This window comes from Streptococcus oralis subsp. oralis (assembly GCF_002096455.1).
GTDB lineage: Bacteria > Bacillota > Bacilli > Lactobacillales > Streptococcaceae > Streptococcus > Streptococcus oralis_CY.
Window position 1 is genome coordinate 22,963 of sequence record NZ_NCUL01000004.1, and the last position, 21,385, is coordinate 44,347.

22 protein-coding genes, 1 pseudogene and 2 other annotated features are annotated in these 21,385 nt (G+C 41.9%); of the genes and pseudogenes, 16 read left to right on the forward strand and 7 right to left on the reverse strand.

Annotated features, from left to right (window positions below; genetic code table 11):
- The first annotated feature begins 3 nt into the window (after nt 1–3).
- The 12 genes from B7720_RS00960 to trpA all read left to right on the forward strand — a co-directional run bounded on the left by B7720_RS00960 (nt 4) and on the right by trpA (nt 13,711).
- Complete coding sequence (locus B7720_RS00960) at nt 4–1,749, forward strand: ABC transporter ATP-binding protein (protein WP_084856082.1); 1,746 nt, start codon at nt 4–6, stop codon at nt 1,747–1,749.
- Entirely contained in the window at nt 1,739–3,481 is a 1,743-nt protein-coding gene (locus tag B7720_RS00965) for an ABC transporter ATP-binding protein (protein ID WP_084856084.1), read from the forward strand. Before B7720_RS00960 ends, B7720_RS00965 begins: the two co-directional genes overlap by 11 nt.
- Before the next feature lie 104 nt (nt 3,482–3,585).
- Nucleotides 3,586–4,278, forward strand: a complete 693-nt coding sequence (locus B7720_RS00975; protein ID WP_000922231.1) for a sugar transferase — start codon at nt 3,586–3,588, stop codon at nt 4,276–4,278.
- 42 nt (nt 4,279–4,320) lie between these two features.
- Entirely contained in the window at nt 4,321–5,544 is a 1,224-nt protein-coding gene (locus B7720_RS00980) for a DegT/DnrJ/EryC1/StrS family aminotransferase (protein ID WP_162281760.1), read from the forward strand.
- Between the two features lie 38 nt (nt 5,545–5,582).
- Nucleotides 5,583–5,817, forward strand: a binding site (T-box leader).
- Between the two features lie 162 nt (nt 5,818–5,979).
- Nucleotides 5,980–7,158 (forward strand): tryptophan synthase subunit beta, encoded by a 1,179-nt coding sequence (trpB, locus tag B7720_RS00990; protein ID WP_000208443.1) that lies wholly within the window; start codon nt 5,980–5,982, stop codon nt 7,156–7,158.
- Nucleotides 7,155–7,380: a binding site (T-box leader), on the forward strand. It overlaps the preceding gene by 4 nt.
- A gap of 71 nt (nt 7,381–7,451) precedes the next feature.
- Nucleotides 7,452–8,813 carry an anthranilate synthase component I gene (gene trpE, locus B7720_RS00995; protein ID WP_084856092.1) on the forward strand — a complete coding sequence of 454 codons (1,362 nt, stop codon included), beginning with the start codon at nt 7,452–7,454 and terminating at the stop codon, nt 8,811–8,813.
- Nucleotides 8,810–9,376, forward strand: coding sequence for an aminodeoxychorismate/anthranilate synthase component II (locus B7720_RS01000; protein ID WP_084856093.1), 567 nt, complete (start codon nt 8,810–8,812; stop codon nt 9,374–9,376). Before trpE ends, B7720_RS01000 begins: the two co-directional genes overlap by 4 nt.
- A 10-nt stretch (nt 9,377–9,386) precedes the next feature.
- The gene (gene trpD / locus B7720_RS01005) at nt 9,387–10,391 is read left to right on the forward strand and encodes an anthranilate phosphoribosyltransferase (RefSeq protein ID WP_000658690.1); all 1,005 of its coding nucleotides are present in this window, start codon (nt 9,387–9,389) and stop codon (nt 10,389–10,391) included.
- Nucleotides 10,388–11,155, forward strand: coding sequence for an indole-3-glycerol phosphate synthase TrpC (gene trpC, locus B7720_RS01010; RefSeq protein WP_084856095.1), 768 nt, complete (start codon nt 10,388–10,390; stop codon nt 11,153–11,155). The genes trpD and trpC overlap by 4 nt, the downstream gene beginning before the upstream one ends.
- Nucleotides 11,142–11,741 (forward strand): phosphoribosylanthranilate isomerase, encoded by a 600-nt coding sequence (locus B7720_RS01015; RefSeq protein ID WP_084856097.1) that lies wholly within the window; start codon nt 11,142–11,144, stop codon nt 11,739–11,741. The genes trpC and B7720_RS01015 overlap by 14 nt, the downstream gene beginning before the upstream one ends.
- A complete protein-coding gene (gene trpB / locus B7720_RS01020; RefSeq protein WP_084856099.1) occupies nt 11,719–12,942 on the forward strand; it encodes a tryptophan synthase subunit beta in 1,224 nt (407 codons plus the stop codon). The genes B7720_RS01015 and trpB (B7720_RS01020) overlap by 23 nt, the downstream gene beginning before the upstream one ends.
- Complete coding sequence (gene trpA, locus B7720_RS01025) at nt 12,935–13,711, forward strand: tryptophan synthase subunit alpha (protein WP_001127017.1); 777 nt, start codon at nt 12,935–12,937, stop codon at nt 13,709–13,711. Before trpB (B7720_RS01020) ends, trpA begins: the two co-directional genes overlap by 8 nt.
- Here the strand turns inward: trpA and B7720_RS01030 are convergent.
- Nucleotides 13,683–14,342: a prepilin peptidase gene (locus tag B7720_RS01030; RefSeq protein WP_049501253.1), complete on the reverse strand. Its 660-nt coding sequence runs from the start codon at nt 14,340–14,342 to the stop codon at nt 13,683–13,685. The genes trpA and B7720_RS01030 overlap by 29 nt on opposite strands.
- 70 nt (nt 14,343–14,412) lie before the next feature.
- Here B7720_RS01030 and B7720_RS01035 point away from each other — a divergent pair, with 70 nt between their 5' ends.
- From B7720_RS01035 to B7720_RS01050, 3 genes and pseudogenes are all read left to right on the forward strand, one after another.
- Nucleotides 14,413–14,868 carry a GNAT family N-acetyltransferase gene (locus tag B7720_RS01035; protein WP_084856100.1) on the forward strand — a complete coding sequence of 152 codons (456 nt, stop codon included), beginning with the start codon at nt 14,413–14,415 and terminating at the stop codon, nt 14,866–14,868.
- 120 nt (nt 14,869–14,988) lie between these two features.
- Nucleotides 14,989–15,495, forward strand: a pseudogene (locus B7720_RS09740) (thiol-disulfide isomerase).
- Nucleotides 15,496–15,564: 69 nt separating this feature from the next.
- Nucleotides 15,565–16,086: a hypothetical protein gene (locus B7720_RS01050; protein WP_193432078.1), complete on the forward strand. Its 522-nt coding sequence runs from the start codon at nt 15,565–15,567 to the stop codon at nt 16,084–16,086.
- 220 nt (nt 16,087–16,306) lie between these two features.
- Here B7720_RS01050 and B7720_RS01055 read toward each other — a convergent pair whose 3' ends face one another.
- The 5 genes from B7720_RS01055 to B7720_RS01075 all read right to left on the reverse strand — a co-directional run bounded on the left by B7720_RS01055 (nt 16,307) and on the right by B7720_RS01075 (nt 18,229).
- The gene (locus tag B7720_RS01055) at nt 16,307–16,510 is read right to left on the reverse strand and encodes a CsbD family protein (protein ID WP_000102421.1); all 204 of its coding nucleotides are present in this window, start codon (nt 16,508–16,510) and stop codon (nt 16,307–16,309) included.
- Nucleotides 16,511–16,551: 41 nt separating this feature from the next.
- Entirely contained in the window at nt 16,552–17,136 is a 585-nt protein-coding gene (locus B7720_RS01060; protein WP_000072932.1) for an Asp23/Gls24 family envelope stress response protein, read from the reverse strand.
- 11 nt (nt 17,137–17,147) lie between these two features.
- Nucleotides 17,148–17,318: a DUF2273 domain-containing protein gene (locus tag B7720_RS01065; protein ID WP_000454669.1), complete on the reverse strand. Its 171-nt coding sequence runs from the start codon at nt 17,316–17,318 to the stop codon at nt 17,148–17,150.
- Nucleotides 17,319–17,329: 11 nt separating this feature from the next.
- Nucleotides 17,330–17,893, reverse strand: a complete 564-nt coding sequence (amaP, locus tag B7720_RS01070; RefSeq protein WP_000045614.1) for an alkaline shock response membrane anchor protein AmaP — start codon at nt 17,891–17,893, stop codon at nt 17,330–17,332.
- 99 nt (nt 17,894–17,992) lie between these two features.
- Nucleotides 17,993–18,229: a GlsB/YeaQ/YmgE family stress response membrane protein gene (locus B7720_RS01075; RefSeq protein ID WP_000964741.1), complete on the reverse strand. Its 237-nt coding sequence runs from the start codon at nt 18,227–18,229 to the stop codon at nt 17,993–17,995.
- 310 nt (nt 18,230–18,539) lie between these two features.
- Here B7720_RS01075 and B7720_RS01080 point away from each other — a divergent pair, with 310 nt between their 5' ends.
- Nucleotides 18,540–20,018: an AcpB/EbpR/MafR family transcriptional regulator gene (locus tag B7720_RS01080; RefSeq protein WP_084856101.1), complete on the forward strand. Its 1,479-nt coding sequence runs from the start codon at nt 18,540–18,542 to the stop codon at nt 20,016–20,018.
- A 348-nt stretch (nt 20,019–20,366) separates the two neighbouring features.
- On the opposite strand, the gene B7720_RS01085 is transcribed toward B7720_RS01080, so the two are convergent.
- Complete coding sequence (locus B7720_RS01085) at nt 20,367–21,371, reverse strand: NADP-dependent oxidoreductase (protein WP_084856104.1); 1,005 nt, start codon at nt 21,369–21,371, stop codon at nt 20,367–20,369.
- Between the last annotated feature and the right edge of the window lie 14 nt (nt 21,372–21,385).

Below are 21,385 nucleotides of genomic sequence, written 5' to 3' on the forward strand. Positions count from 1 at the left end.
TTTATGTCCATTATTCAAAAACTTTGGTGGTTTTTCAAGTTAGAAAAACACCGTTATTTAGTCGGGATTGTGGCCCTGATCTTGGTTTCCGTCCTCAATCTTATTCCCCCTATGGTTATGGGGCGGGTCATCGATGCCATCACATCGGGGAAATTAACCCAGCAGGACCTCCTTTTTGACCTATTTTACTTGCTTCTTGCGGCCTTGGGGATGTACTATCTGCGCTATGTTTGGCGTATGTATATCCTTGGAACTTCCTACCGTTTGGGGCAGATTATGCGGTCTCGCTTGTTTGAGCATTTTACAAAAATGTCTCCAGCCTTTTATCAGACCTATCGGACGGGGGACCTGATGGCGCATGCAACCAACGATATCAATGCCTTGACTCGTCTGGCAGGAGGCGGTGTTATGTCTGCCGTGGATGCCTCTATCACGGCTTTAGTGACCTTGCTGACCATGCTCTTTAGCATTTCTTGGCAAATGACTCTTGTTGCTATTCTTCCCCTGCCTTTCATGGCTTATGCGACTAGTCGTCTAGGGAGAAAGACCCACAAGGCCTTTGGCGAGTCACAGGCAGCCTTTTCCGAACTTAATAACAAGGTGCAGGAGTCTGTATCAGGTATCAAGGTGACCAAGTCTTTCGGTTATCAGGCGGACGAGTTGAAGTCCTTTCAAGCAGTAAATGAATTGACCTTCCAAAAGAACCTGCAAACCATGAAATACGATAGTCTCTTTGACCCCATGGTTCTCTTGTTTGTTGGTTCGTCCTATGTTTTAACCCTCTTGGTCGGCTCTTTGATGGTTCAGAAAGGGCAAATCACGGTTGGGAATCTGGTTACCTTTATCAGCTACTTAGATATGTTGGTTTGGCCTCTTATGGCTATTGGTTTCCTCTTTAATATTACTCAGCGAGGGAAGGTGTCCTATCAGCGGATTGAGGATCTTTTGTCTCAGGAATCACCTGTAAAAGACCCTGAATTTCCTCTGGACGGTATCGAAAATGGACGTTTGGAGTACGCCATTGACAGCTTTGCCTTTGAAAATGAGGAAACACTGACGGATGTTCACTTTAGTCTGGAAAAAGGACAAACCTTGGGCTTGGTCGGACAGACAGGCTCTGGGAAAACGTCCTTGATTAAGCTCCTCTTGCGTGAATACGATGTGGATAAGGGAGCTATTTATCTAAACGGTCACGATATTCGGAACTATCGTCTGACAGACCTTCGTAGTCTCATGGGCTATGTTCCTCAGGATCAGTTTCTCTTTGCGGCTTCAATTTTAGACAATATCCGCTTTGGCAATCCTAACTTGCCTCTTTCAGCAGTCGAGAAAGCAACTAAACTGGCTCAAGTATATCAAGACATTGTGGATATGCCTCAGGGATTTGATACGCTGATCGGTGAAAAAGGAGTCAGTCTTTCAGGTGGGCAAAAGCAGCGCCTAGCCATGAGTCGAGCTATGATTCTAGATCCTGATATCTTAATTCTAGATGATTCCTTGTCAGCCGTGGATGCCAAGACAGAGTATGCGATCATCGACAATCTCAAGGAGACGCGGAAGGATAAGACAACCATTATTACAGCACATCGTCTCAGTGCGGTTGTCCATGCAGATTTGATTTTAGTTCTGCAAAATGGACAGATTATCGAACGAGGTACGCACGAAGACCTGCTAGCTCTAGATGGCTGGTATGCCCAAACCTACCAGTCTCAGCAGTTGGAAATGAAAGGAGAAGAAGATGCAGAATAAGCAAGAACAATGGGCTGTATTGAAGCGCTTGATGTCTTATCTCAAGCCCTATGGCCTCCTGACATTTTTGGCACTCAGTTTTCTCCTTGCGACGACGGTCATTAAAAGTGTCATTCCCCTTGTAGCTTCCCACTTTATCGACCAGTACCTCAGCAATCTCAATCAGTTTGCTATTACAGTTTTATTAGCCTACTATGGCCTCTATATCCTGCAAACTCTGGTCCAGTATGTTGGCAATCTTCTCTTTGCGAGGGTGTCCTACAGTATTGTCAGAGATATTCGTCGCGATGCCTTTGCCAATATGGAGAAACTGGGCATGTCTTATTTTGACAAGACGCCAGCAGGTTCCATCGTCTCTCGTTTGACCAATGATACTGAGACCATCAGTGATATGTTTTCGGGAATTTTATCCAGCTTTATTTCAGCAGTTTTCATCTTTCTGACGACTCTGTATACCATGTTGGTGCTGGATTTTCGTTTGACAGCTTTAGTCCTGCTCTTTCTTCCCTTGATTTTCCTTTTGGTCAATCTCTATCGGAAAAAGTCAGTGAAAATCATCGAAAAAACCAGAAGTCTCTTGTCGGATATCAATAGTAAGCTGGCAGAGAATATCGAGGGAATCAGGATTATCCAGGCCTTTAATCAAGAGAAGCGCCTGCAAGCAGAATTTGATGAAATCAATCAAGAACACTTGGTCTATGCCAACCGATCTGTAGCCTTGGATGCCCTCTTTTTGAGACCTGCCATGAGTTTGCTGAAACTGCTAGGTTATGCAGTCTTGATGGCCTACTTTGGCTATCGTGGTCTTTCTATCGGGATAACGGCCGGAACCATGTATGCCTTTATCCAGTACATCAACCGTCTTTTTGATCCCCTGATTGAGGTGACGCAAAACTTTTCAACCCTTCAAACGTCCATGGTGTCTGCAGGCCGTGTCTTTGCCTTGATTGACGAAACGACCTATGAGCCTCTTCAAAAAGATGGGCAAGCAAAGATTACAGAAGGTAATATTCGTTTTGAACATGTGTGTTTCTCATATGATGGCAAACACCCGATTCTGGATGACATTTCCTTTTCTGTTAACAAGGGTGAAACCATTGCCTTTGTGGGTCATACAGGTTCGGGGAAATCTTCGATTATCAATGTCCTCATGCGCTTTTACGAATTTCAGTCAGGCCGCGTTCTCTTGGATGGTGTGGATATCAGGAACTACAGTCAGGAAGAGTTGAGAAAAAATATCGGGCTGGTCTTGCAGGATCCCTTTCTCTATCATGGGACCATCAAGTCCAATATCGCCATGTACCAAGATCTTAGTGATGAAGAGGTCCAGGCTGCAGCTACTTTTGTCGATGCAGATTCCTTTATTCAAGACCTTCCGCAGGGCTATGATGCTCCTGTTTCCGAGCGTGGTTCGAGCTTTTCTACTGGACAGCGCCAGCTTCTTGCCTTTGCCAGAACAGTTGCTAGTCAGCCTAAAATCCTGATTTTGGATGAAGCGACAGCCAATATTGACTCGGAGACAGAAAGTCTGGTTCAGGATTCTCTGGCTAAAATGAGAAAAGGACGGACGACCATAGCCATCGCCCATCGCCTTTCAACCATCCAAGATGCCAACTGTATCTATGTTTTGGACAAGGGGCGCATCATCGAGAGTGGCACCCATGAGGAACTCTTGGCCTTGGAAGGAACCTATCACAAGATGTATAGCTTACAGGCAGGGGCCATGTCATAAAGAAGAATTCCTCTAAATCACAGATTTCTTGCACCGCCTTTTCTATTTTGTGGTATAATGAAAAATGTTGACAAATAGTATAATAAAAACAAAGGAGAAACAGCATGCTGAAATGGGAAGACTTACCCGTGGAAATGCAATCAAGCGAGGTTAAGTCTTACTACCAGCTTGTCTCTAAAAGGAAAGGTTCGCTGGTTTTCAAGCGTTGCCTGGACTGGGTTCTGGCCCTGTTTTTGCTACTTTTGACCTCTCCCGTCTTTCTTGTCTTGAGCATTTGGATCAAGTTGGATAGCAAGGGACCTGTCATTTACAAGCAAGAGCGCGTGACCCAGTATAATCGTCGGTTCAAGATTTGGAAGTTCCGTACTATGGTAACGGATGCGGATAAAAAAGGAAGTCTGGTGACTTCTGCTAACGATAGTCGCATTACCAAGGTTGGAAATTTCATCCGCCGTGTGCGTTTGGACGAACTACCTCAGCTGGTCAATGTCCTTAAAGGCGAAATGTCCTTTGTAGGGACCCGTCCTGAAGTGCCACGTTACACAGAGCAGTATAGTCCTGAAATGATGGCGACCTTGCTCTTGCCAGCAGGAATCACCTCTCCAGCCAGTATCAACTACAAGGATGAGGACACCATCATCAGTCAGATGACAGAGAAAGGTCTGTCGGTTGACCAGGCCTATGTCGAACATGTCCTTCCTGAAAAGATGCGCTATAATCTCGCCTATCTCCGAGAGTTTAGTTTCCTTGGAGACATCAAAATCATGTTTCAAACCGTGTTTGAAGTACTAAAATAAAGTAGTCATGAGAAAATGAGTACAGATAAAAGGAGCAAATCAATGCCAAATTACAATATTCCATTTTCACCTCCCGATATTACCGAAGCTGAAATTGCTGAAGTAGCAGATACCCTGCGTTCTGGTTGGATCACAACAGGTCCGAAGACAAAAGAACTGGAGCGTCGCTTGTCTCAATACACACAGACACCTAAGACTGTCTGCCTCAACTCTGCGACTGCCGCCCTTGAGTTGATTTTACGTGTTTTGGAAGTGGGACCAGGTGATGAAGTCATCGTTCCAGCTATGACCTATACAGCTTCATGTAGTGTTATCACTCACGTAGGAGCAACACCTGTCATGGTGGATATCCAAGCAGATACTTTTGAGATGGACTATGACTTGCTTGAGCAAGCTATCACTGAGAAAACTAAGGTTATCATCCCAGTAGAGCTTGCAGGGATTGTGTGCGACTATGACCGTTTGTTCCAAGTTGTGGAGAAGAAACGGGACCTCTTTACAGCTACTAGTAAGTGGCAAAAGACCTTTAACCGTATCGTGATTGTCTCTGATAGTGCCCATGCTTTAGGATCTACTTACAAAGGGCAACCAGCTGGTTCGATCGCTGACTTTACTTCCTTCTCGTTCCATGCCGTTAAGAACTTTACAACGGCTGAGGGAGGAAGTGCGACTTGGAAAGCCAATCCAGCGATTGATGACGAAGAAATGTACAAGGAATTCCAAATTCTTTCCCTTCACGGGCAAACTAAAGACGCTCTTGCCAAAATGCAATTGGGTTCATGGGAGTACGATATCGTCACACCAGCCTACAAGTGCAATATGACCGATATCATGGCGTCACTTGGTTTGGTACAATTGGACCGTTACCCAGGTTTGCTAGAACGTCGTAAGGACATCGTGGACCGCTATGATCGTGGTTTTGCGGGCACTCGTATTCACCCACTGGCACACAAGACTGATAGTGTCGAATCTTCACGCCACCTCTACATCACTCATGTAGAAGGAGCAAGTTTAGAAGAACGCAACCTCATCATCCAAGAATTGGCCAAAGCAGGAATTGCAAGTAATGTACACTATAAACCGCTTCCGCTCTTGACAGCCTATAAGAATCTTGGTTTTGATATGGCAGATTATCCAAGAGCCTATGCCTTCTTTGAAAATGAAATTACCCTCCCTCTTCACACTAAATTAAGCGATGATGAAGTCGACTATATCGTTAAGATTTTGGTGAGAATTTCCGAAGAAATCCTCGATTCTGGAAAATAATCATAAAAAAAATCTTGACAAAAAGCGGACAATAGCATATAATATTCTCAACAAATCGGAAAAGTAACTATTTTTGATCTTCAGGGAGCCTGTGGTGATTGTGAACAGGTGGTTGGAAGTAGTGAAAGTGGGCTGATTTTAAAAATGAATTTGAAACAATGAAAATTCGGTGCGCACACCTTACAGTGCAACTTGTTGTTAGACAAGGCAGAGATGTAAAGGGGAATAGTCCCTTTATAATTGAGGTGGCACCGCGTTACCAACGCCCTCACACAGAAGTAGATTCTGTGTGTGGGCTTTTTTCTATCCGTCATTTTGTTTATCTTTTATTAGGGCGTTAAGTCGCTTTGATGAACTTGAGTTCTATCTGCAGCTCCTTGCCTACTACTAAAAGCAAACAAAAAGGCCGGATTAATATGGAAAGAGGAAATTTTTATGACAACTAAAGGATATTTTGGACAATTTGGTGGTAGTTTTGTACCGGAGCCGATTCAGGCTTTGTTGGATGAGTTGGAAGTGACATTTGACAAGTACAAGGATGATCCAGAGTTTTTGGCAGAATTTCGCCATTACTTGAAGGATTATTCAGGTCGCGAAACACCGCTTTATTTTGCGGAAAGTTTGACAGATCACTTAGGTGGCGCTAAGATATATCTCAAGCGCGAAGATCTTAACCACCTTGGTTCTCACAAGCTCAACAACGTTCTAGGTCAAATCCTTCTTGCCAAACGTATGGGCAAAAAACGAGTGATCGCAGAAACAGGAGCTGGTCAGCACGGTGTTGCGACAGCAGCTGCTGCAGCCAAGTTTGGTATGGCTTGTGATGTCTACATGGGTGCAGAAGATGTGGAGCGTCAACGACTCAATGTCTTCCGCATGGAGATGATGGGAGCGACTGTTCACGCAGTTGAAACGGGGACACGAACTCTTAAGGATGCGGTTGATGCAGCCTTTGGAGCATGGATGAATGACCTTGAAGCCTTCTACGTTTTGGGATCTGCTGTAGGGCCTCATCCTTATCCTACCATCGTTCATGAATTCCAAAAGGTCATCAGTGAAGAATCACGTCGTCAAATCTTGGAAAAAGAAGGACGTTTGCCAGACTACGTCATTGCCTGTGTAGGTGGTGGTTCTAATGCCATCGGTGCTTTTTCACAGTATGTGGCTGATGAAGAAGTCAAATTGGTTGGGGTCGAAGCTGCTGGGCATGGACTTGACACAGACAAGCATGCAGCCACTATGACAAAAGGTAGTGTCGGAATTGTCGATGGTATGAAGACCTATGCAGTCTTTAAGGAAGACGGAGAGCTGGCGCCAGTTTACTCTATCTCAGCTGGTTTGGACTATCCAGGGGTTGGTCCAGAACACGCCTACTTCAAAGATTCTGGCCGCGTAGAATACGTGGCAGCGACAGATGAAGAAGCCGTTCAAGCCTTGCTTTTATTAAGCAAGACAGAAGGAATTATCCCAGCGATTGAAAGTTCGCACGCCATCGCAGAAGCGGTTAAACGTGCACCGAAACTAAGTAAGGATGAGATTATCATCATCAATGTCTCTGGTCGTGGAGACAAGGACGTATCTGCTATTGCAGACTACCTGGAAGCTAAAAAATAAGAGATGGAAAAATTACAGTACTTTCTTTCCCAGAGAGCTTGTGATTGCTGGAAACAAGCAGAGAAAGCTGTAAGGTTGGGTCCATCTGAAACGAGAGAAGAAAACATAATTCTCAAGGGAGTGCCCTTTATCGCACAGCCTGTTACAGGAGTTTTCTGAGACAGGAATGAGAGATAGGAGAAATCCTATAATTGAGGTGGCACCGCGAATTTCGTCCTCACGCAAGTTATTTTGCGTGGGGATTTTTCATACAATCGCCACGGACTAGAAGTAGAACTGAAAGGGAAATTACAATGGAACGAATCATTCATGGAGATGTCTTATCACCAATCTTGGCTTATATGCGCCTAAAGGGGCAACACAAGGTTATCCTAGAGAGTATTCCGAGAGACAAGGAAACCGCTCGTTTTTCTATCCTAGCCTATAATCCTGTTTTTGAGATTCAGTTTGAAAATGGAGTCCTCTATCAAAATGGGCAAGTGATTGATCGGGATCCTTTGGATTTCCTTTATGATGTGACTCATAAGAGCCAGCACCATTCAGACCTCCCTTTTGGTGGGGGAGCTATTGGCTTTGTCGGTTACGATATGATTTCTCTTTATGAAGAAATTTGCCAAATCCCTGAGGATACCATTGGGACGCCAGACATGCATTTCTTTGTCTATGAGAGTTATATGGTCTTTGACCATAAGAAGGAAAAAATCCATGTCATTGAGGATGCTCTATATAGCGATCGCAGTCAAGAGGATTTGGAAAAAGCCTTGAACCAAGTGCTTGAGGAATTACGCATCCCTGCTTCAAATGAATTTGAAGACTTGGATTTATCTCCGCTGGACTTCAAACCGCATATCGCTCCTCATAAGTTTGAGCAAATGGTCGAAACCGCTCGTGACTTGATTCGTAATGGTGATATGTTCCAATGTGTGCTCGGCCAGCGTTTCTCAGCAGAGGTTACTGGAAATCCATTTGACTTCTACAGAAATCTCCGCGTGACTAATCCTTCTAATTACCTCTATTTCTACGACTTTGGGGATTATCAAATTATCGGTGCCAGTCCTGAAAGTTTGGTTTCTGTCAAAAATGGCATCGTGACAACCAATCCGATTGCAGGTACGCGACCAAGAGGGGCTACGGATGAAGAGGACAAGGCCTTGGCGACAGACCTCCTTTCTGATGAGAAGGAAACAGCAGAACATCGGATGTTAGTAGATTTGGGACGTAATGATATCGGTCGCATCTCTGAAACGGCAAGTGTTCAAGTCACCAAGTATATGGAAGTGGAGCTCTTCCGCTATGTTATGCATTTGACCAGCGTGGTGAAAGGGCGTTTGCTTCCAGAACTCACTGCCATGGATGCCTTGAAAGCTACACTTCCAGCTGGAACAGTTTCAGGAGCACCAAAGATTCGGGCCATGAGACGGATCTATGAACTGGAGACGGAAAAACGAGGCGTATACGCAGGAGCAATCGGCTACTTGTCTGCGACGGGTGATATGGATTTCGCTATCGCCATCCGAACAATGATTCTCAAAAATCAAACAGCCTATGTACAGGCTGGGGCAGGGATTGTCTACGACTCCATCGCCCAAAACGAATACCAAGAAACCATTAACAAGGCTAAATCTATGACTAGAATTGGAGAACTAAGACCATGATTTTATTGATTGACAACTATGATTCTTTTACCTATAACTTGGCGCAGTACATTGGGAATTTTGCAGAAGTGCAGGTCTTGAGAAATGATGATCCCAAGCTGTATGAAGAAGCTGAAAAAGCAGATGGTCTGGTCTTTTCTCCTGGTCCTGGTTGGCCAGTTGATGCTGGAAAGATGGAAGACATGATTCGTGACTTTGCAGGCAAGAAGCCAATTCTAGGGATTTGTTTGGGCCACCAAGCCATTGCAGAAGTCTTTGGTGGTAAGCTAGGTTTGGCACCAAAAGTCATGCATGGAAAACAGAGCAATATCAGTTTTGAAGCGCCATCTGTTCTCTATCAAGGCATTGAGGATGGCCGTGCGGTCATGCGTTACCACAGTATTTTGATTGAAGAAATGCCTGAAGACTTTGAAGTGACAGCTCGTTCGACTGATGACCAAGCTATTATGGGAATTCAACACAAATCCCTTCCAATTTATGGTTTCCAGTATCATCCAGAAAGTATCGGAACGCCAGATGGCTTGTATTCTATTCGGAATTTTATCGAGAAGGTTGTAAAGTGAGGAAAATAGGATGAAAGAGATTATTGAAAAATTAGCAAAATTTGAAAATTTATCAGGTGTGGAAATGACGGATGTCATTGAACGTATTGTTACTGGACGTGTAACCGAAGCGCAGATTGCTTCTCTTCTCTTGGCTCTTAAGATGAAGGGGGAAACACCGGAAGAACGCACAGCCATTGCACAAGTCATGAGAGGCCATGCCCAACATATTCCAACTGAGATTCATGACGCTATGGACAACTGTGGTACAGGTGGGGACAAGTCCTTCAGCTTTAACATTTCGACAACTGCAGCCTTTGTCTTGGCTGGTGGCGGCATTCATATGGCCAAGCACGGTAACCGTTCGATTTCTTCTAAATCGGGTTCGGCAGATGTCCTTCAAGCATTAGGCATCAATCTTGACCTTAAACCAGCTGAACTAGGTAAGGTTTTCGATAAAACTGGAATCGTCTTTCTCTTCGCTAAAAATATGCACCCAGCAATGAAATACATCATGCCAGCTCGTTTGGAGTTGGGAATTCCAACGATTATGAACTTGACTGGTCCACTGATTCACCCAATGGCCTTGGAAACACAGTTGCTTGGTATTAGTCGTCCAGAACTGCTAGAAAGTACAGCTCAGGTTTTGAAAAATATGGGTCGCAAACGTGCCATCGTAGTTGCTGGACCAGAAGGCTTGGATGAAGCTGGCTTGAACGGGACAACCAAGATTGCTCTTCTTGAAAATGGCGAAATCACCTTGTCAAGTTTCACTCCAGAAGATTTGGGGATGGAACGCTACGCTATCGAAGATATCCGTGGAGGCAATGCTCAGGAAAATGCAGAAATTTTGCTCAGCGTTCTTCAAAACGAACCAAGTCCATTCTTGGAAACGACAGTTCTAAATGCTGGTCTTGGTTTCTATGCTAATGGTAAGGTAGCTAGTATCAAGGAAGGAGTTGCCCTGGCTCGTCAAGTGATTGCTAGTGGCAAAGCCCTTGAAAAACTCAGACTGTTACAGGAGTACCAAAAATGAGTCAGGAATTTTTAGCACGAATTTTAGAGCAGAAGGCGCGTGAGGTTGAGCAGATGGAGCTGGAGGAAATCCAGCCCTTGCGCCAGACCTATCGCTTGGCAGAATTTTTGAAGAATCACCGGGACCGTTTGCAGGTCATCGCTGAGGTCAAGAAAGCTAGCCCTAGTCTGGGAGATATCAATCTAGATGTGGATATTGTGCAACAGGCCCAGACTTATGAAGAGAATGGCGCAGTGATGATTTCTGTTTTAACAGATGAGGTTTTCTTTAAAGGGCATTTGGATTATCTACGAGAGATTTCTAGTCAGGTACAGATTCCGACACTCAACAAGGACTTTATCATCGATGAAAAGCAAATCATCCGAGCTCGGAATGCAGGGGCGACAGTCATCTTGCTCATCGTGGCAGCCTTGTCAGAAGAACGCCTCAAGGAACTGTATGACTACGCGACAGAGCTTGGTTTGGAAGTCTTGGTGGAGACTCACAATCTTGCTGAACTAGAGGTGGCCCACAGACTGGGTGCTGAGATTATTGGGGTTAACAACCGCAACTTGACCACCTTTACAGTCGATTTGCAGACTAGTGTAGACTTGGCCCAGCACTTTGAGGAAGGTCGCTATTACATTTCTGAATCTGCCATTTTCACAGGGCAGGATGCGATACGTGTTGCACCATACTTTAACGGAATTTTGGTGGGAACGGCTCTTATGCAGGCAGAAGATGTAGCCCAGAGAATCAAGGAGTTGCAGATTGACAAAGGTTAAAATTTGTGGACTGTCGACCAAAGAAGCGGTAGAGACAGCCGTATCAGCAGGGGCCGACTACATCGGTTTTGTCTTCGCTCCTAGTAAAAGACAAGTGACCTTGGAACAGGCTGCTGAGCTGGCAAAGCTCATTTCTGCTAATGTTAAAAAGGTTGGCGTATTTGTTTCACCAAGTCGGGCAGAACTGCTAGAAGCGATTGAAAAGGTTGGCTTGGACTTGGTGCAGGTTCATGGTCAGGTAGCGGATGATTTGTTTGAGGATCTGCCTTGTGCCAGCATTCAGGCGGTGCAGGTGGATGGAGATGGGCATGTGCCCAATTCTCGGGCAGATTATCTACTCTTTGATGCCCCTGTGGCCGGGAGTGGTCAGACTTTTGACTGGGGGCAATTAGATACGACGGGACTAGCTCAGCCCTTCTTTATCGCAGGTGGACTTAATGAAGATAATGTAGTAAAAGCAATTCAACATTTTACTCCCTATGCAGTAGATGTATCAAGTGGAGTGGAGACGGATGGACAAAAAGACCATGAAAAGATTAGAAGATTTATAGAGAGGGTAAAGCATGGCATATCAAGAACCAAATAAAGATGGATTTTACGGAAAATTCGGCGGACGTTTTGTCCCAGAAACATTGATGACAGCAGTTTTGGAGTTGGAGAAGGCCTACCGTGAAAGTCAGGCAGATCCAAGTTTCCAAGAGGAATTAAACCAACTCTTACGTCAGTACGTAGGACGTGAAACTCCTCTTTACTACGCAAAAAACTTGACCCAGCATATCGGTGGAGCTAAGATTTATCTCAAGCGGGAAGACCTCAACCATACAGGGGCCCACAAGATTAACAATGCCTTGGGACAGGTTCTTCTGGCTAAACGTATGGGCAAAAAGAAGATTATCGCTGAAACAGGTGCTGGTCAGCACGGTGTGGCAACTGCAACGGCTGCGGCTCTCTTTAACATGGAATGTACCATTTACATGGGTGAGGAAGATGTCAAACGCCAAGCCCTTAATGTCTTCCGTATGGAGCTTTTGGGAGCCAAAGTTGAGGCAGTGACAGATGGTTCGCGTGTGCTCAAGGACGCAGTCAATGCAGCCCTTCGTTCATGGGTGGCTAATATCGACGATACCCACTATATCCTTGGTTCTGCCTTGGGACCTCATCCATTCCCAGAAATCGTTCGTGATTTCCAAAGTGTGATTGGTCGAGAAGCTAAACAACAGTACCGTGACTTGACAGGTCAAGATTTGCCAGATGCCCTAGTAGCCTGTGTTGGTGGTGGTTCTAATGCTATCGGTCTCTTCCATCCATTTGTAGAAGATGAGTCTGTAGCTATGTATGGGGCTGAAGCAGCAGGACTAGGTGTGGATACGGAGCACCACGCAGCTACCTTGATCAAGGGTCGTCCAGGTGTTCTCCACGGTTCGCTTATGGATGTGCTCCAAGATGCACATGGACAAATCTTAGAAGCCTTTTCTATCTCAGCCGGTTTGGACTATCCTGGTATTGGCCCAGAACATTCTCACTACCACGATATCAAACGTGCCAGCTATGTTCCTGTGACGGACGAGGAAGCCTTGGAAGGATTCCAACTCTTGTCTCGCGTGGAAGGGATTATTCCAGCCTTGGAATCTAGCCATGCCATTGCTTTCGCAGTGAAATTGGCCAAAGAACTTGGTCCAGACAAGTCAATGATTGTCTGCCTATCCGGTCGTGGGGACAAGGATGTAGTTCAAGTCAAAGACCGCTTGGAAGTAGATGCAGCAAAGAAGGGAGAAGCCCATGCCTAAGACTTTAACAGAAAAATTGAACGCTATCAAAGCAGCTGGAAAAGGAATTTTTGTTCCCTATATCATGGCTGGAGACCATGAGAAAGGATTAGATGGTCTTGGTGAAACAATCCACTTTTTAGAAGATTTGGGTGTTTCAGCTATTGAAGTGGGTATTCCCTTTTCAGACCCTGTTGCAGATGGACCTGTGATCGAAGAAGCAGGTTTGCGCAGTCTAGCTCATGGGACTTCTACCCAGGCTTTGGTTGAAACCTTGAAAACCATTCAGACTGAGGTGCCACTGGTCATCATGACCTACTTCAACCCCCTCTTTCAGTATGGTGTTGAGAACTTTGTCAAAGATTTGGCAGATACAGCCGTTAAGGGTTTGATTATCCCAGACCTGCCTCATGAGCATGCCAACTTTGTAGAGCCATTTTTAGCAGATACAGACATGGCCTTGATTCCCCTAGTTAGCTTGACCACAGGCCTTGAACGACAAAAAGAATTGATCAAGGGAGCAGAAGGCTTCGTCTATGCTGTTGCCATCAATGGGGTGACAGGGAAGTCAGGAAATTACCGTGCAGACTTGGACAAGCACCTGGCGCAATTGCATCAAGTAGCTGACATCCCAGTCTTGACAGGATTTGGTGTGTCTAGTCAAGAAGACGTAGAACGCTTCAATGCGGTGTCAGATGGTGTTATCGTCGGTTCGAAAATTGTAAAAGCTCTCCACCAAGGAGAGCCAATTGAGGACTTTATCAAACAAGCAGTAGCTTACCAAAAATAATCACGCAAGCAGCAAGTAAGAGGAAAGGCACAAAAGGAAGTCTTTCCTTTTTCTTTTGCGAAAGAAAGGCTAAAATCCCTGCCACAGAAGCAAACTGGATCAAGATGAGCAACTCTGTCGCGCTAAAGATGAGAGCACAAGAAGCTAGAAAGAGGAAATCTCCTGCGCCCATGCGGATATCAATAAAATGAGCCATGATTCCGAGGACAAGGAAGAAGACCATAACCAGATTCCAGCCACAGAAAGCCATGAGGATTAGGTGAAACGTCAGCCAGACCAGCAAGGGATATTCCTGATGGAGAAGGTCGTAGATGCCTAAGGTCAAGCCAGCAGTGATTAGGATGACTTGACCCAAGGAAATCCAGCCCCATGACCAAGCTAGAAAGAGGATTCCTAAGCCGAGTTCAAAGAGGGCATACCAGAATGGATAGCGAGCCTTGCAGTAGCGACAGCGAAAGCGATTGAAGACCTGCGAAAGGATAGGAATCAAATCTAGCGGACGCAAGCGAGTCTGACAGGAATTGCAGTGGCTAGCTGGTCGAATAATGGATTGCTCAGGAAAACGGTCAATGACCAAACCTAAGAAAGAAGCGAGAATGCTCCCGACAAGAAAAAAATAAAGATCAATCATACTTATCTATTCGTAAAAAATAGGAGAAGTAGTATAATAAAGAAACATTGATAAGATGGTGAGGAAATAGATGACAATTCGTTTTGAAGAAAATGTGAGTACAGAAAACGCTCAGCTCGTATGCCAATGGTCCAACTCCCTTGGCCAAGCTTTTCAAGAACAATGGATGGGACCAATGATTCCTTTTCCCTTAACAATTCAAATCTTGCAAGATTTGGAAGGAATCTTTTCAATCTTTGATGGACAAGAGTTTGTCGGGCTTATCCAGAAAATCAGGCTAGAAGACAGGAATCTTCATATCGGGAGATTTTTTATCAACCCTCAGAAGCAGGGGCAAGGCATAGGTAGCCAAGCTTTAAGGAAGTTTGTTAGTTTGGCCTTTGAAAATGAAGACATAGATACTATTTCTCTAAATGTCTACGAGGCAAATCAAAAAGCTTACAATCTTTACCAAAAAGAAGGATTTGAAATCGTTCAAATGGTTGAAACACCTATACGAAAATACATCATGAAAAAGGGTAGATAGCAGTCACTTGAGTTAGAGTCCCAAGGATATCCAAGGATAAGGAAGTTGCCTTTTAAAATTGGAAACAAAATTTCTATGATTTCTTAGATAGAGGAGATAAACATGTCGAGATGAAGAAAAATACGAATCTTGCTCGCTTCTGTACTTGCCTTAGTTGTTGGTATTACTCTTTATTTTCAGTATCAAAACCACCAAGAACGCTTCCAATTAAAGACTTCCTTTGAAGAAAAGGACACTATAGCCGTCTTAAAACATTTAACGGCGTCAGGAAAATATGCGTCTGACATGCGAAAAGCAGGCTATATTGTTCCTCCCGACGGTGCTATCCGCTTGGATGGAGGAATTGACTCTATAGGGATAAAAGGAGACATCGATTTGAAAATGTTTAATCCTGGCAGGGATGAAGTCTCTGTTTTATTTGAAACAATGGTAAATGAGGAAAAAATAAATGTCTACTATATTTTAGATCATCAATTAACCCTAAAACGTAGATACTATTCTTATATTAGTAATCAAAATAAAGAAAGTGTGACCATATCCCAAGCCGAATAAGAACGCCTGTTAACGATTGTTCGAAAAGAGTTGAAAGCTTTTCTAGATGAGATGTATCAGACTTTGTATGGTTGAGCTTACTAGTAAGAAATTGATGCGAGACTCTGTTCAGGATGTCAACGATGATGAGAAAGGAGGGACAAAATGTTTACAGAATTGCTCTTTATTGTCTCTTTTGTGTTACTTTTACGTTTTTTTAAAAGTAGGCGCTCACGAATGTTTATAGGAGCCTTGTATGGTTTGCTACTAGTTTGGTTTGTCTTTTCAGTTTTGAACTATGGCAAATACACTCTTCAACCAGGTCAATCGGTCAGCTTGAGAGTAAATCCCAGAACACAAGATTTGGAATACTATTCACTCTTCATCTTGAAGAAAAATGACTCAAGCAGAATTAAATTAATTGGCTCTAGTGTTTGGAGTGAAAGAAACGGCGATGTTTACTATGGAGTAGAGGAACAAAAAATTATAAAAAGCCATGGTTTGGACGGGAAAGATGAAGAACTTCCAAACAAGCAAGCAGATATTTATTTAGTAAAAGATGGAGTTGTTGTAAGTTTTCAAGGTGAAAAAGTCTTTGATGCCACCGATAACAAGCCCTACACGATAACCATTACCAACGTAGACAACCAACCAGCCCAATTTGAGGCTCAGATGGTGGATAAATAAGCCAGTCTAGTAGTGTGTAACCTTTTCAATTTTCTTTCTTTAAAAAGGGAGCTATTATTTTAAACAAGCAAAAAAGCCTTGATTCCAAGGTTTTTTCCTACTGACAATTCCTTTTAGCGAAAATTGGGAAACGTGTTTAGAATTCGGTGTACATAAAAAGAGGACATTTGTGGTCCTCTTTTTAACTACTATAGATGAAAAGGTCAGCTAACTTTTAGCCTTATTTTTCGTCTTTGTGAAGCATGTTTTTAACACCTTCAATAGCGCCTTCGACTGCGTCTTTAGCATCTTCGGCAACTTCTTTTACTTTAGAAACAACTTTTTCAGCTGTTCCTTCTTTTTCCATTTTTTCATCGCCGATCATTTTGCCGACACCTTCTTTAATGGAACCTTTTGCTTGATTTAATTTTTCTTCTGTTGACATGATTCTGCCTCCTTTAAATTGATTGATTTAGACTAGATGAATTAGTGTACGCGAGCATTTTCCTTTGTTTCGCCTTTAACGGCTTCAACACCTTCGCCTACTTTTTCTTGAACAGCAGCAACACCTGAACCGATACCAGATTTCACTTTTTCAAATTGTTCTGAAGCAAATTCTCCTGTTGAAGAAGCCACATCAGTTACTCGGTCTTGGAGGCTAACTGAATCTGCTTCATGCTGTTCCTTCGTTTTGATATCAACAACATTCACATTGACTTCAACCACTTCTAGATCAGTCATTTTTGTAACTTGTGATACGACAACATCTTTGATTTCTTTGTACAAAGCAGGGACATTCTTTTGGTACTCAACAACAATGTTCAAGTCAACTGCAACTTGCTCTTTCCCAACTTCAACATTGACACCATGAGTGACATTATCTGTATTGATAATTTTTTCTGTTAGATTAGAGAAGAATCCTCCATCCACATCCAAAAGTCCAGGTACTTTTTCAAGTGAAAGACCAATGATTTTTTGGATTACTTTATCCTCATAAGTGAGTTCCCCTTTAACATCTTGAGAAACAACAGCGACATCTTTTTTTTCTACATTTTTATCTACGTTTGACATACGAGACTCCTTTATTTATTTAAATATTTTTCCTTAACATAGTATCCTGCAAATGCTCCTAGGGCTCCACAAATTAGTACAAAGAGTGTTTTGAAAAAGCCAAAGGATAAGATAAAGCAAGCGAGAATGACACCTACTAGACCTGCAATAATTGGATACTGATATTTTTTAAACCATTCCATTTTTTACTTCCTTACTTTACACGACTAACAGTCTTTTTGGTCGTTTTTGGAGGTTCAAATTCTTTCACTTTAACTTCAAGTTTTACCTCACGTTCAATACCAAAGAACTGCTTTAATCCATGAGTTATTTCATTCTGGATGACAAGACATCGATTTGAGATGTTGTCCGAAGGAAGAATTTTGCCCTCAACATAAACGAAACATTTATTTTTGCGGCTATTTACATGGACTGTTGGTTCTTTGATCAACTGATGATCAATGACCAAACATCGAACAAAGCCTTCGATAGCTGAATTTTTTAGTTTTAATGTATCTTCTTGAGTCTCTAATTGAATCTCTAAATACTGTTTAGGATAGAAGAGTATTACTAACATTGAAATTAACACTAAAACAGATAGGACAAGTGTCCCCCAAAAGACATATCTAGCAATCAGAAATTCAGCGTAGAGTTCTCTCCAACTGAATAAGTGGATATCTAAATCACTGACCTGATGATAATCTATGAGAATAGGAAGGAAAATAGCCAAGATTAAAATACAGAAAATAAGTAACAATATTTTCTTTGATTTTGACATATTAAATCCTTTCAAATGAAAAGCTTTAAACCATAATTTTACCCGTCTAAAGTATTCAAAATTATGGCTTATCACTTTTAATGTTCTATTAGGTAATGCTTATTTTTTACCAAATAGAAATGAAACGACTGCAACAACAATCACTGCACCTACGATTGACGGAATAATAGCCATTCCAGCCAATGAAGGTCCCCAGCTTCCTAGAAGTGATTGCCCTACAGACGAACCGATAAGACCTGCAAAGATATTTGCAATCAATCCCATTGAACCACCTTTTTTAGTGATTGCACCTGCGATGAGACCAATAAGACCTCCTACAATAATGGACCACAACATAGTGTATCCTCCTTTTCTATTTCTAAATCAAAGAATCAATTTCAGAAAACCAATTTCTTTGATTGAATTAATTATATAATATTTAAATATGGAAGGGTAATAATTTGTCTCAAACTACGTATTATAAAAACACACCACAGGTACAAATAAATAAGAAAATCTTGATGCTACTGGGTTTCTAAGGGATTAGACTAGTCTTTTGATGACAAGCAAAAGTCGTTGTAAGAGGATAAATGCACTCTATATGGTATAATTGCATGAAGATTGATAGGCAATCGTTTAGTTTATTATAAAGAGAGAAAAGCTATTCATGAGAGATTTATTATCGAAAAAAAGTCACAGACAATTAGAATTATTAGAATTACTGTTTGAAAACAAGCGCTGGTTTCATATTTCAGAACTAGCAGAGTTACTAAATTGTACAGAACGTGCAGTCAAAGATGATCTATCCCATGTTAGATCTGCTTTTCCTGACTTGATTTTTCATTCTTCTACTAATGGTATACGCATTATTAATACCGATGATAGTGATATTGAGATGGTCTATCATCATTTTTTTAAGCATTCAACCCACTTTTCAATTTTAGAATTTGTCTTCTTTAATGAAGGATGTGATACTGATAGTATTTGCAAAGAGTTTTATATCAGTTCTTCCTCTCTTTATCGTATCATCCGTCACATTAATAAAATTATTAAGAAACAATATCGTTTTGAAATTAGCCTCAATCCAGTTCGAATCACTGGAAATGAGATTGATATCCGTTACTTTTTTGCCCAGTATTTTTCAGAGAAATATTATTTCCTTGAATGGCCCTTTGAAGATTTTTCTCAAGAACCCTTGTCTCAATTATTGGAATTAGTCTATAAAGCAACTTCTTTCCCGATGAATTTATCAACTCACAGAATGTTAAAATTACTTCTGGTTACAAATTTATATCGCATAAAGTTTGGTCATTTCATGGAAGTTGAGAAAGATTCTTTTAACAATCAATTGTTGGAATTTCTAATGCAAGAAGATGAAATGGAAGATATTATCAAAAAATTTGAAATAGAATACAATATCTCTTTAACGAAAGAAGTAATAGGGCAATTGTTTGTATCTTATTTTCAAAAAATGTTTTTCATAGACGAAAAAGTATTTCTGAAGTCTACAATGACGGACAGTTATGTAAAGAAATCATATCATTTGTTGGGAGAGTTAGTTGATCAGGTATCAAGAGAGTATAATATTAAAGTAGACAATAAGGACAATCTTATTTGGCATCTGCATAATACGGCACATCTTCATCGCCAGGAATTATCGACAGAGTTTATCCTATTTGATCAAAAAGGCAATACAATCAAGAACTTTCAAAATATTTTTCCTCGATTTGTTTCAAAGGTGAAGGAAGGAATGGAACATTATCTAGAGGCTTTGGATATGGATTGTAATTCAATGAAGGTCAATCATTTGACCTATACTTTTATCACCCATAGCAAACACTTAGTTCTAAATCTTTTACAAAATCAACCTAAATTAAAGGTTTTAGTCATGAGCAATTTTGATCAGTATCATGCAAAATCCGTTGCAGAGACACTTTCTTATTATTGCAGCAACAATTTTGAACTGGAAGTTTGGACTGAATTAGAATTATCAAAGGAATCTTTAGAAGAATCGCCTTATGATATCATCATTTCTAATTTTATTATTCCACCTATTGAAAATAAGAGACTGATCTATTCCAATAATGTCAATACAGTCGCTCTCATCTCTTTGCTTAACGCAATGATGTTTATTCGATTAGATTAGTGAGTGAAAGAAGACTCCATCCATCTCTAGGGTAGATTTCCTATAGATAGGTGGAGTCTTTTTGAATATTAAAAAAGCTTCATATGATTTATCATCAGAATTGAAAAATACTCATTAAATAGAATCATATGAAACAGTTCATTTTTATCATTAGCAGAGTTACTAGTTCCATTCATTTGTATGCTAGTCAATGACGAAGAGGTCCTCATTACTTGTAACCTCGGTGACATAGTATGCTAGGCATGACAAACCTTGCTGAAGTTTGGTTAGCCTTTTTTCGGAACACTTATTCATTGCCAAGTGACGAATTGATTTTTTGTAGTAATATATGACATTGTGTTTTCCTTTTTATTTTTTAAAGCTGAGGACTGTTTTTCCACGTGAGCGACCATTAGCGACTTTGTCTAAGGCGCTATTTACCTCTTCAAATGGATAAACTGTATCGATAGAGGGTTTGATTTCTAATTTACTAAAGAGGTCAGCTACCTCTTGTAATTGAGCGCCATTGCTTTCTACAAAGATAAAATGATAGTGGACATTATATTTTTCCGCCATTTTATCAAATTTGCGACCTGCTAAGCCAAGAATAATCTGTTTCCATTTTGGTAGATTCATGCGTTTGGCAAAGGCACCGTTTGGCAAGGCACGAAGTGAAACAAGATGACCACCTTTTTTCATGATAGACATTTGTTTTTCAGTTTCAGCTCCACCGAGAGTATCGAGGACATAATCCACCTGACTAATAGTTTTTGTATAATCCTCTGTTTTGTAATCGATAAATCTATCTGCTCCTAGTTTCAACACACGCTCAGCACTATCTCCAGAACCGTTGGTGATGACTTTCAAACCTTTGGCCTTGGCAATCGGAATGGCCATTCCACCGACACCTCCAGTACCACCAGAAATAAAGATCGTTTTCCCAGCTTGAGTGCCCATGAGGTCAAGAGCCTGCATGATAGTCAAGGCAGTAAGCGGAACAGCAGCAGCTTCCTCGTCTGATAGATAGTCTGGAACCTTGGCTAAGGCTTGGCTATCGACAGCTAGGTATTCTGCAAAGGCGCCGATATGATCAAGTGGCAGACGGCCAAAGACACGGTCTCCTATCTGAAAGTTGTCAACTTGCTTGCCAATGCTTTCAACGATCCCACCGACCTCGTTACCTGCAGTTTGAGGAAGTTTGTAAGGAACAATCATCTTGACCTCACCACGAGAGATCATGTTATCGAGAGGATTAACCCCGGCTGCGGTGACTTTCACCAAGACTTGTTTGTCTGTAATACTTGGTTTAGCGATTTCTGTGATGTTCAGTGTGATATTGTTTTTGTTATAAGTAGTGTGTTGTGCGGCTTTCATGTGATTTCTCTTTT

Excerpts from the sequence above, each read along its gene's own strand:
- B7720_RS00960 (WP_084856082.1), top strand. The coding sequence starts at position 4 with ATGTCCATTATTCAAAAACTTTGGTGGTTTTTCAAGTTAGAAAAACAC.
- B7720_RS00965 (WP_084856084.1), top strand. The coding sequence starts at position 1,739 with ATGCAGAATAAGCAAGAACAATGGGCTGTATTGAAGCGCTTGATGTCT.
- B7720_RS00975 (WP_000922231.1), top strand. The coding sequence starts at position 3,586 with ATGCTGAAATGGGAAGACTTACCCGTGGAAATGCAATCAAGCGAGGTT.
- B7720_RS00980 (WP_162281760.1), top strand. The coding sequence starts at position 4,321 with ATGCCAAATTACAATATTCCATTTTCACCTCCCGATATTACCGAAGCT.
- trpB (WP_000208443.1), top strand. The coding sequence starts at position 5,980 with ATGACAACTAAAGGATATTTTGGACAATTTGGTGGTAGTTTTGTACCG.
- trpE (WP_084856092.1), top strand. The coding sequence starts at position 7,452 with ATGGAACGAATCATTCATGGAGATGTCTTATCACCAATCTTGGCTTAT.
- B7720_RS01000 (WP_084856093.1), top strand. The coding sequence starts at position 8,810 with ATGATTTTATTGATTGACAACTATGATTCTTTTACCTATAACTTGGCG.
- trpD (WP_000658690.1), top strand. The coding sequence starts at position 9,387 with ATGAAAGAGATTATTGAAAAATTAGCAAAATTTGAAAATTTATCAGGT.
- trpC (WP_084856095.1), top strand. The coding sequence starts at position 10,388 with ATGAGTCAGGAATTTTTAGCACGAATTTTAGAGCAGAAGGCGCGTGAG.
- trpB (WP_084856099.1), top strand. The coding sequence starts at position 11,719 with ATGGCATATCAAGAACCAAATAAAGATGGATTTTACGGAAAATTCGGC.
- trpA (WP_001127017.1), top strand. The coding sequence starts at position 12,935 with ATGCCTAAGACTTTAACAGAAAAATTGAACGCTATCAAAGCAGCTGGA.
- B7720_RS01030 (WP_049501253.1), bottom strand. The coding sequence starts at position 14,342 with ATGATTGATCTTTATTTTTTTCTTGTCGGGAGCATTCTCGCTTCTTTC.
- B7720_RS01035 (WP_084856100.1), top strand. The coding sequence starts at position 14,413 with ATGACAATTCGTTTTGAAGAAAATGTGAGTACAGAAAACGCTCAGCTC.
- B7720_RS01050 (WP_193432078.1), top strand. The coding sequence starts at position 15,565 with ATGTTTACAGAATTGCTCTTTATTGTCTCTTTTGTGTTACTTTTACGT.
- B7720_RS01055 (WP_000102421.1), bottom strand. The coding sequence starts at position 16,510 with ATGTCAACAGAAGAAAAATTAAATCAAGCAAAAGGTTCCATTAAAGAA.
- B7720_RS01060 (WP_000072932.1), bottom strand. The coding sequence starts at position 17,136 with ATGTCAAACGTAGATAAAAATGTAGAAAAAAAAGATGTCGCTGTTGTT.
- B7720_RS01065 (WP_000454669.1), bottom strand. The coding sequence starts at position 17,318 with ATGGAATGGTTTAAAAAATATCAGTATCCAATTATTGCAGGTCTAGTA.
- amaP (WP_000045614.1), bottom strand. The coding sequence starts at position 17,893 with ATGTCAAAATCAAAGAAAATATTGTTACTTATTTTCTGTATTTTAATC.
- B7720_RS01075 (WP_000964741.1), bottom strand. The coding sequence starts at position 18,229 with ATGTTGTGGTCCATTATTGTAGGAGGTCTTATTGGTCTCATCGCAGGT.
- B7720_RS01080 (WP_084856101.1), top strand. The coding sequence starts at position 18,540 with ATGAGAGATTTATTATCGAAAAAAAGTCACAGACAATTAGAATTATTA.
- B7720_RS01085 (WP_084856104.1), bottom strand. The coding sequence starts at position 21,371 with ATGAAAGCCGCACAACACACTACTTATAACAAAAACAATATCACACTG.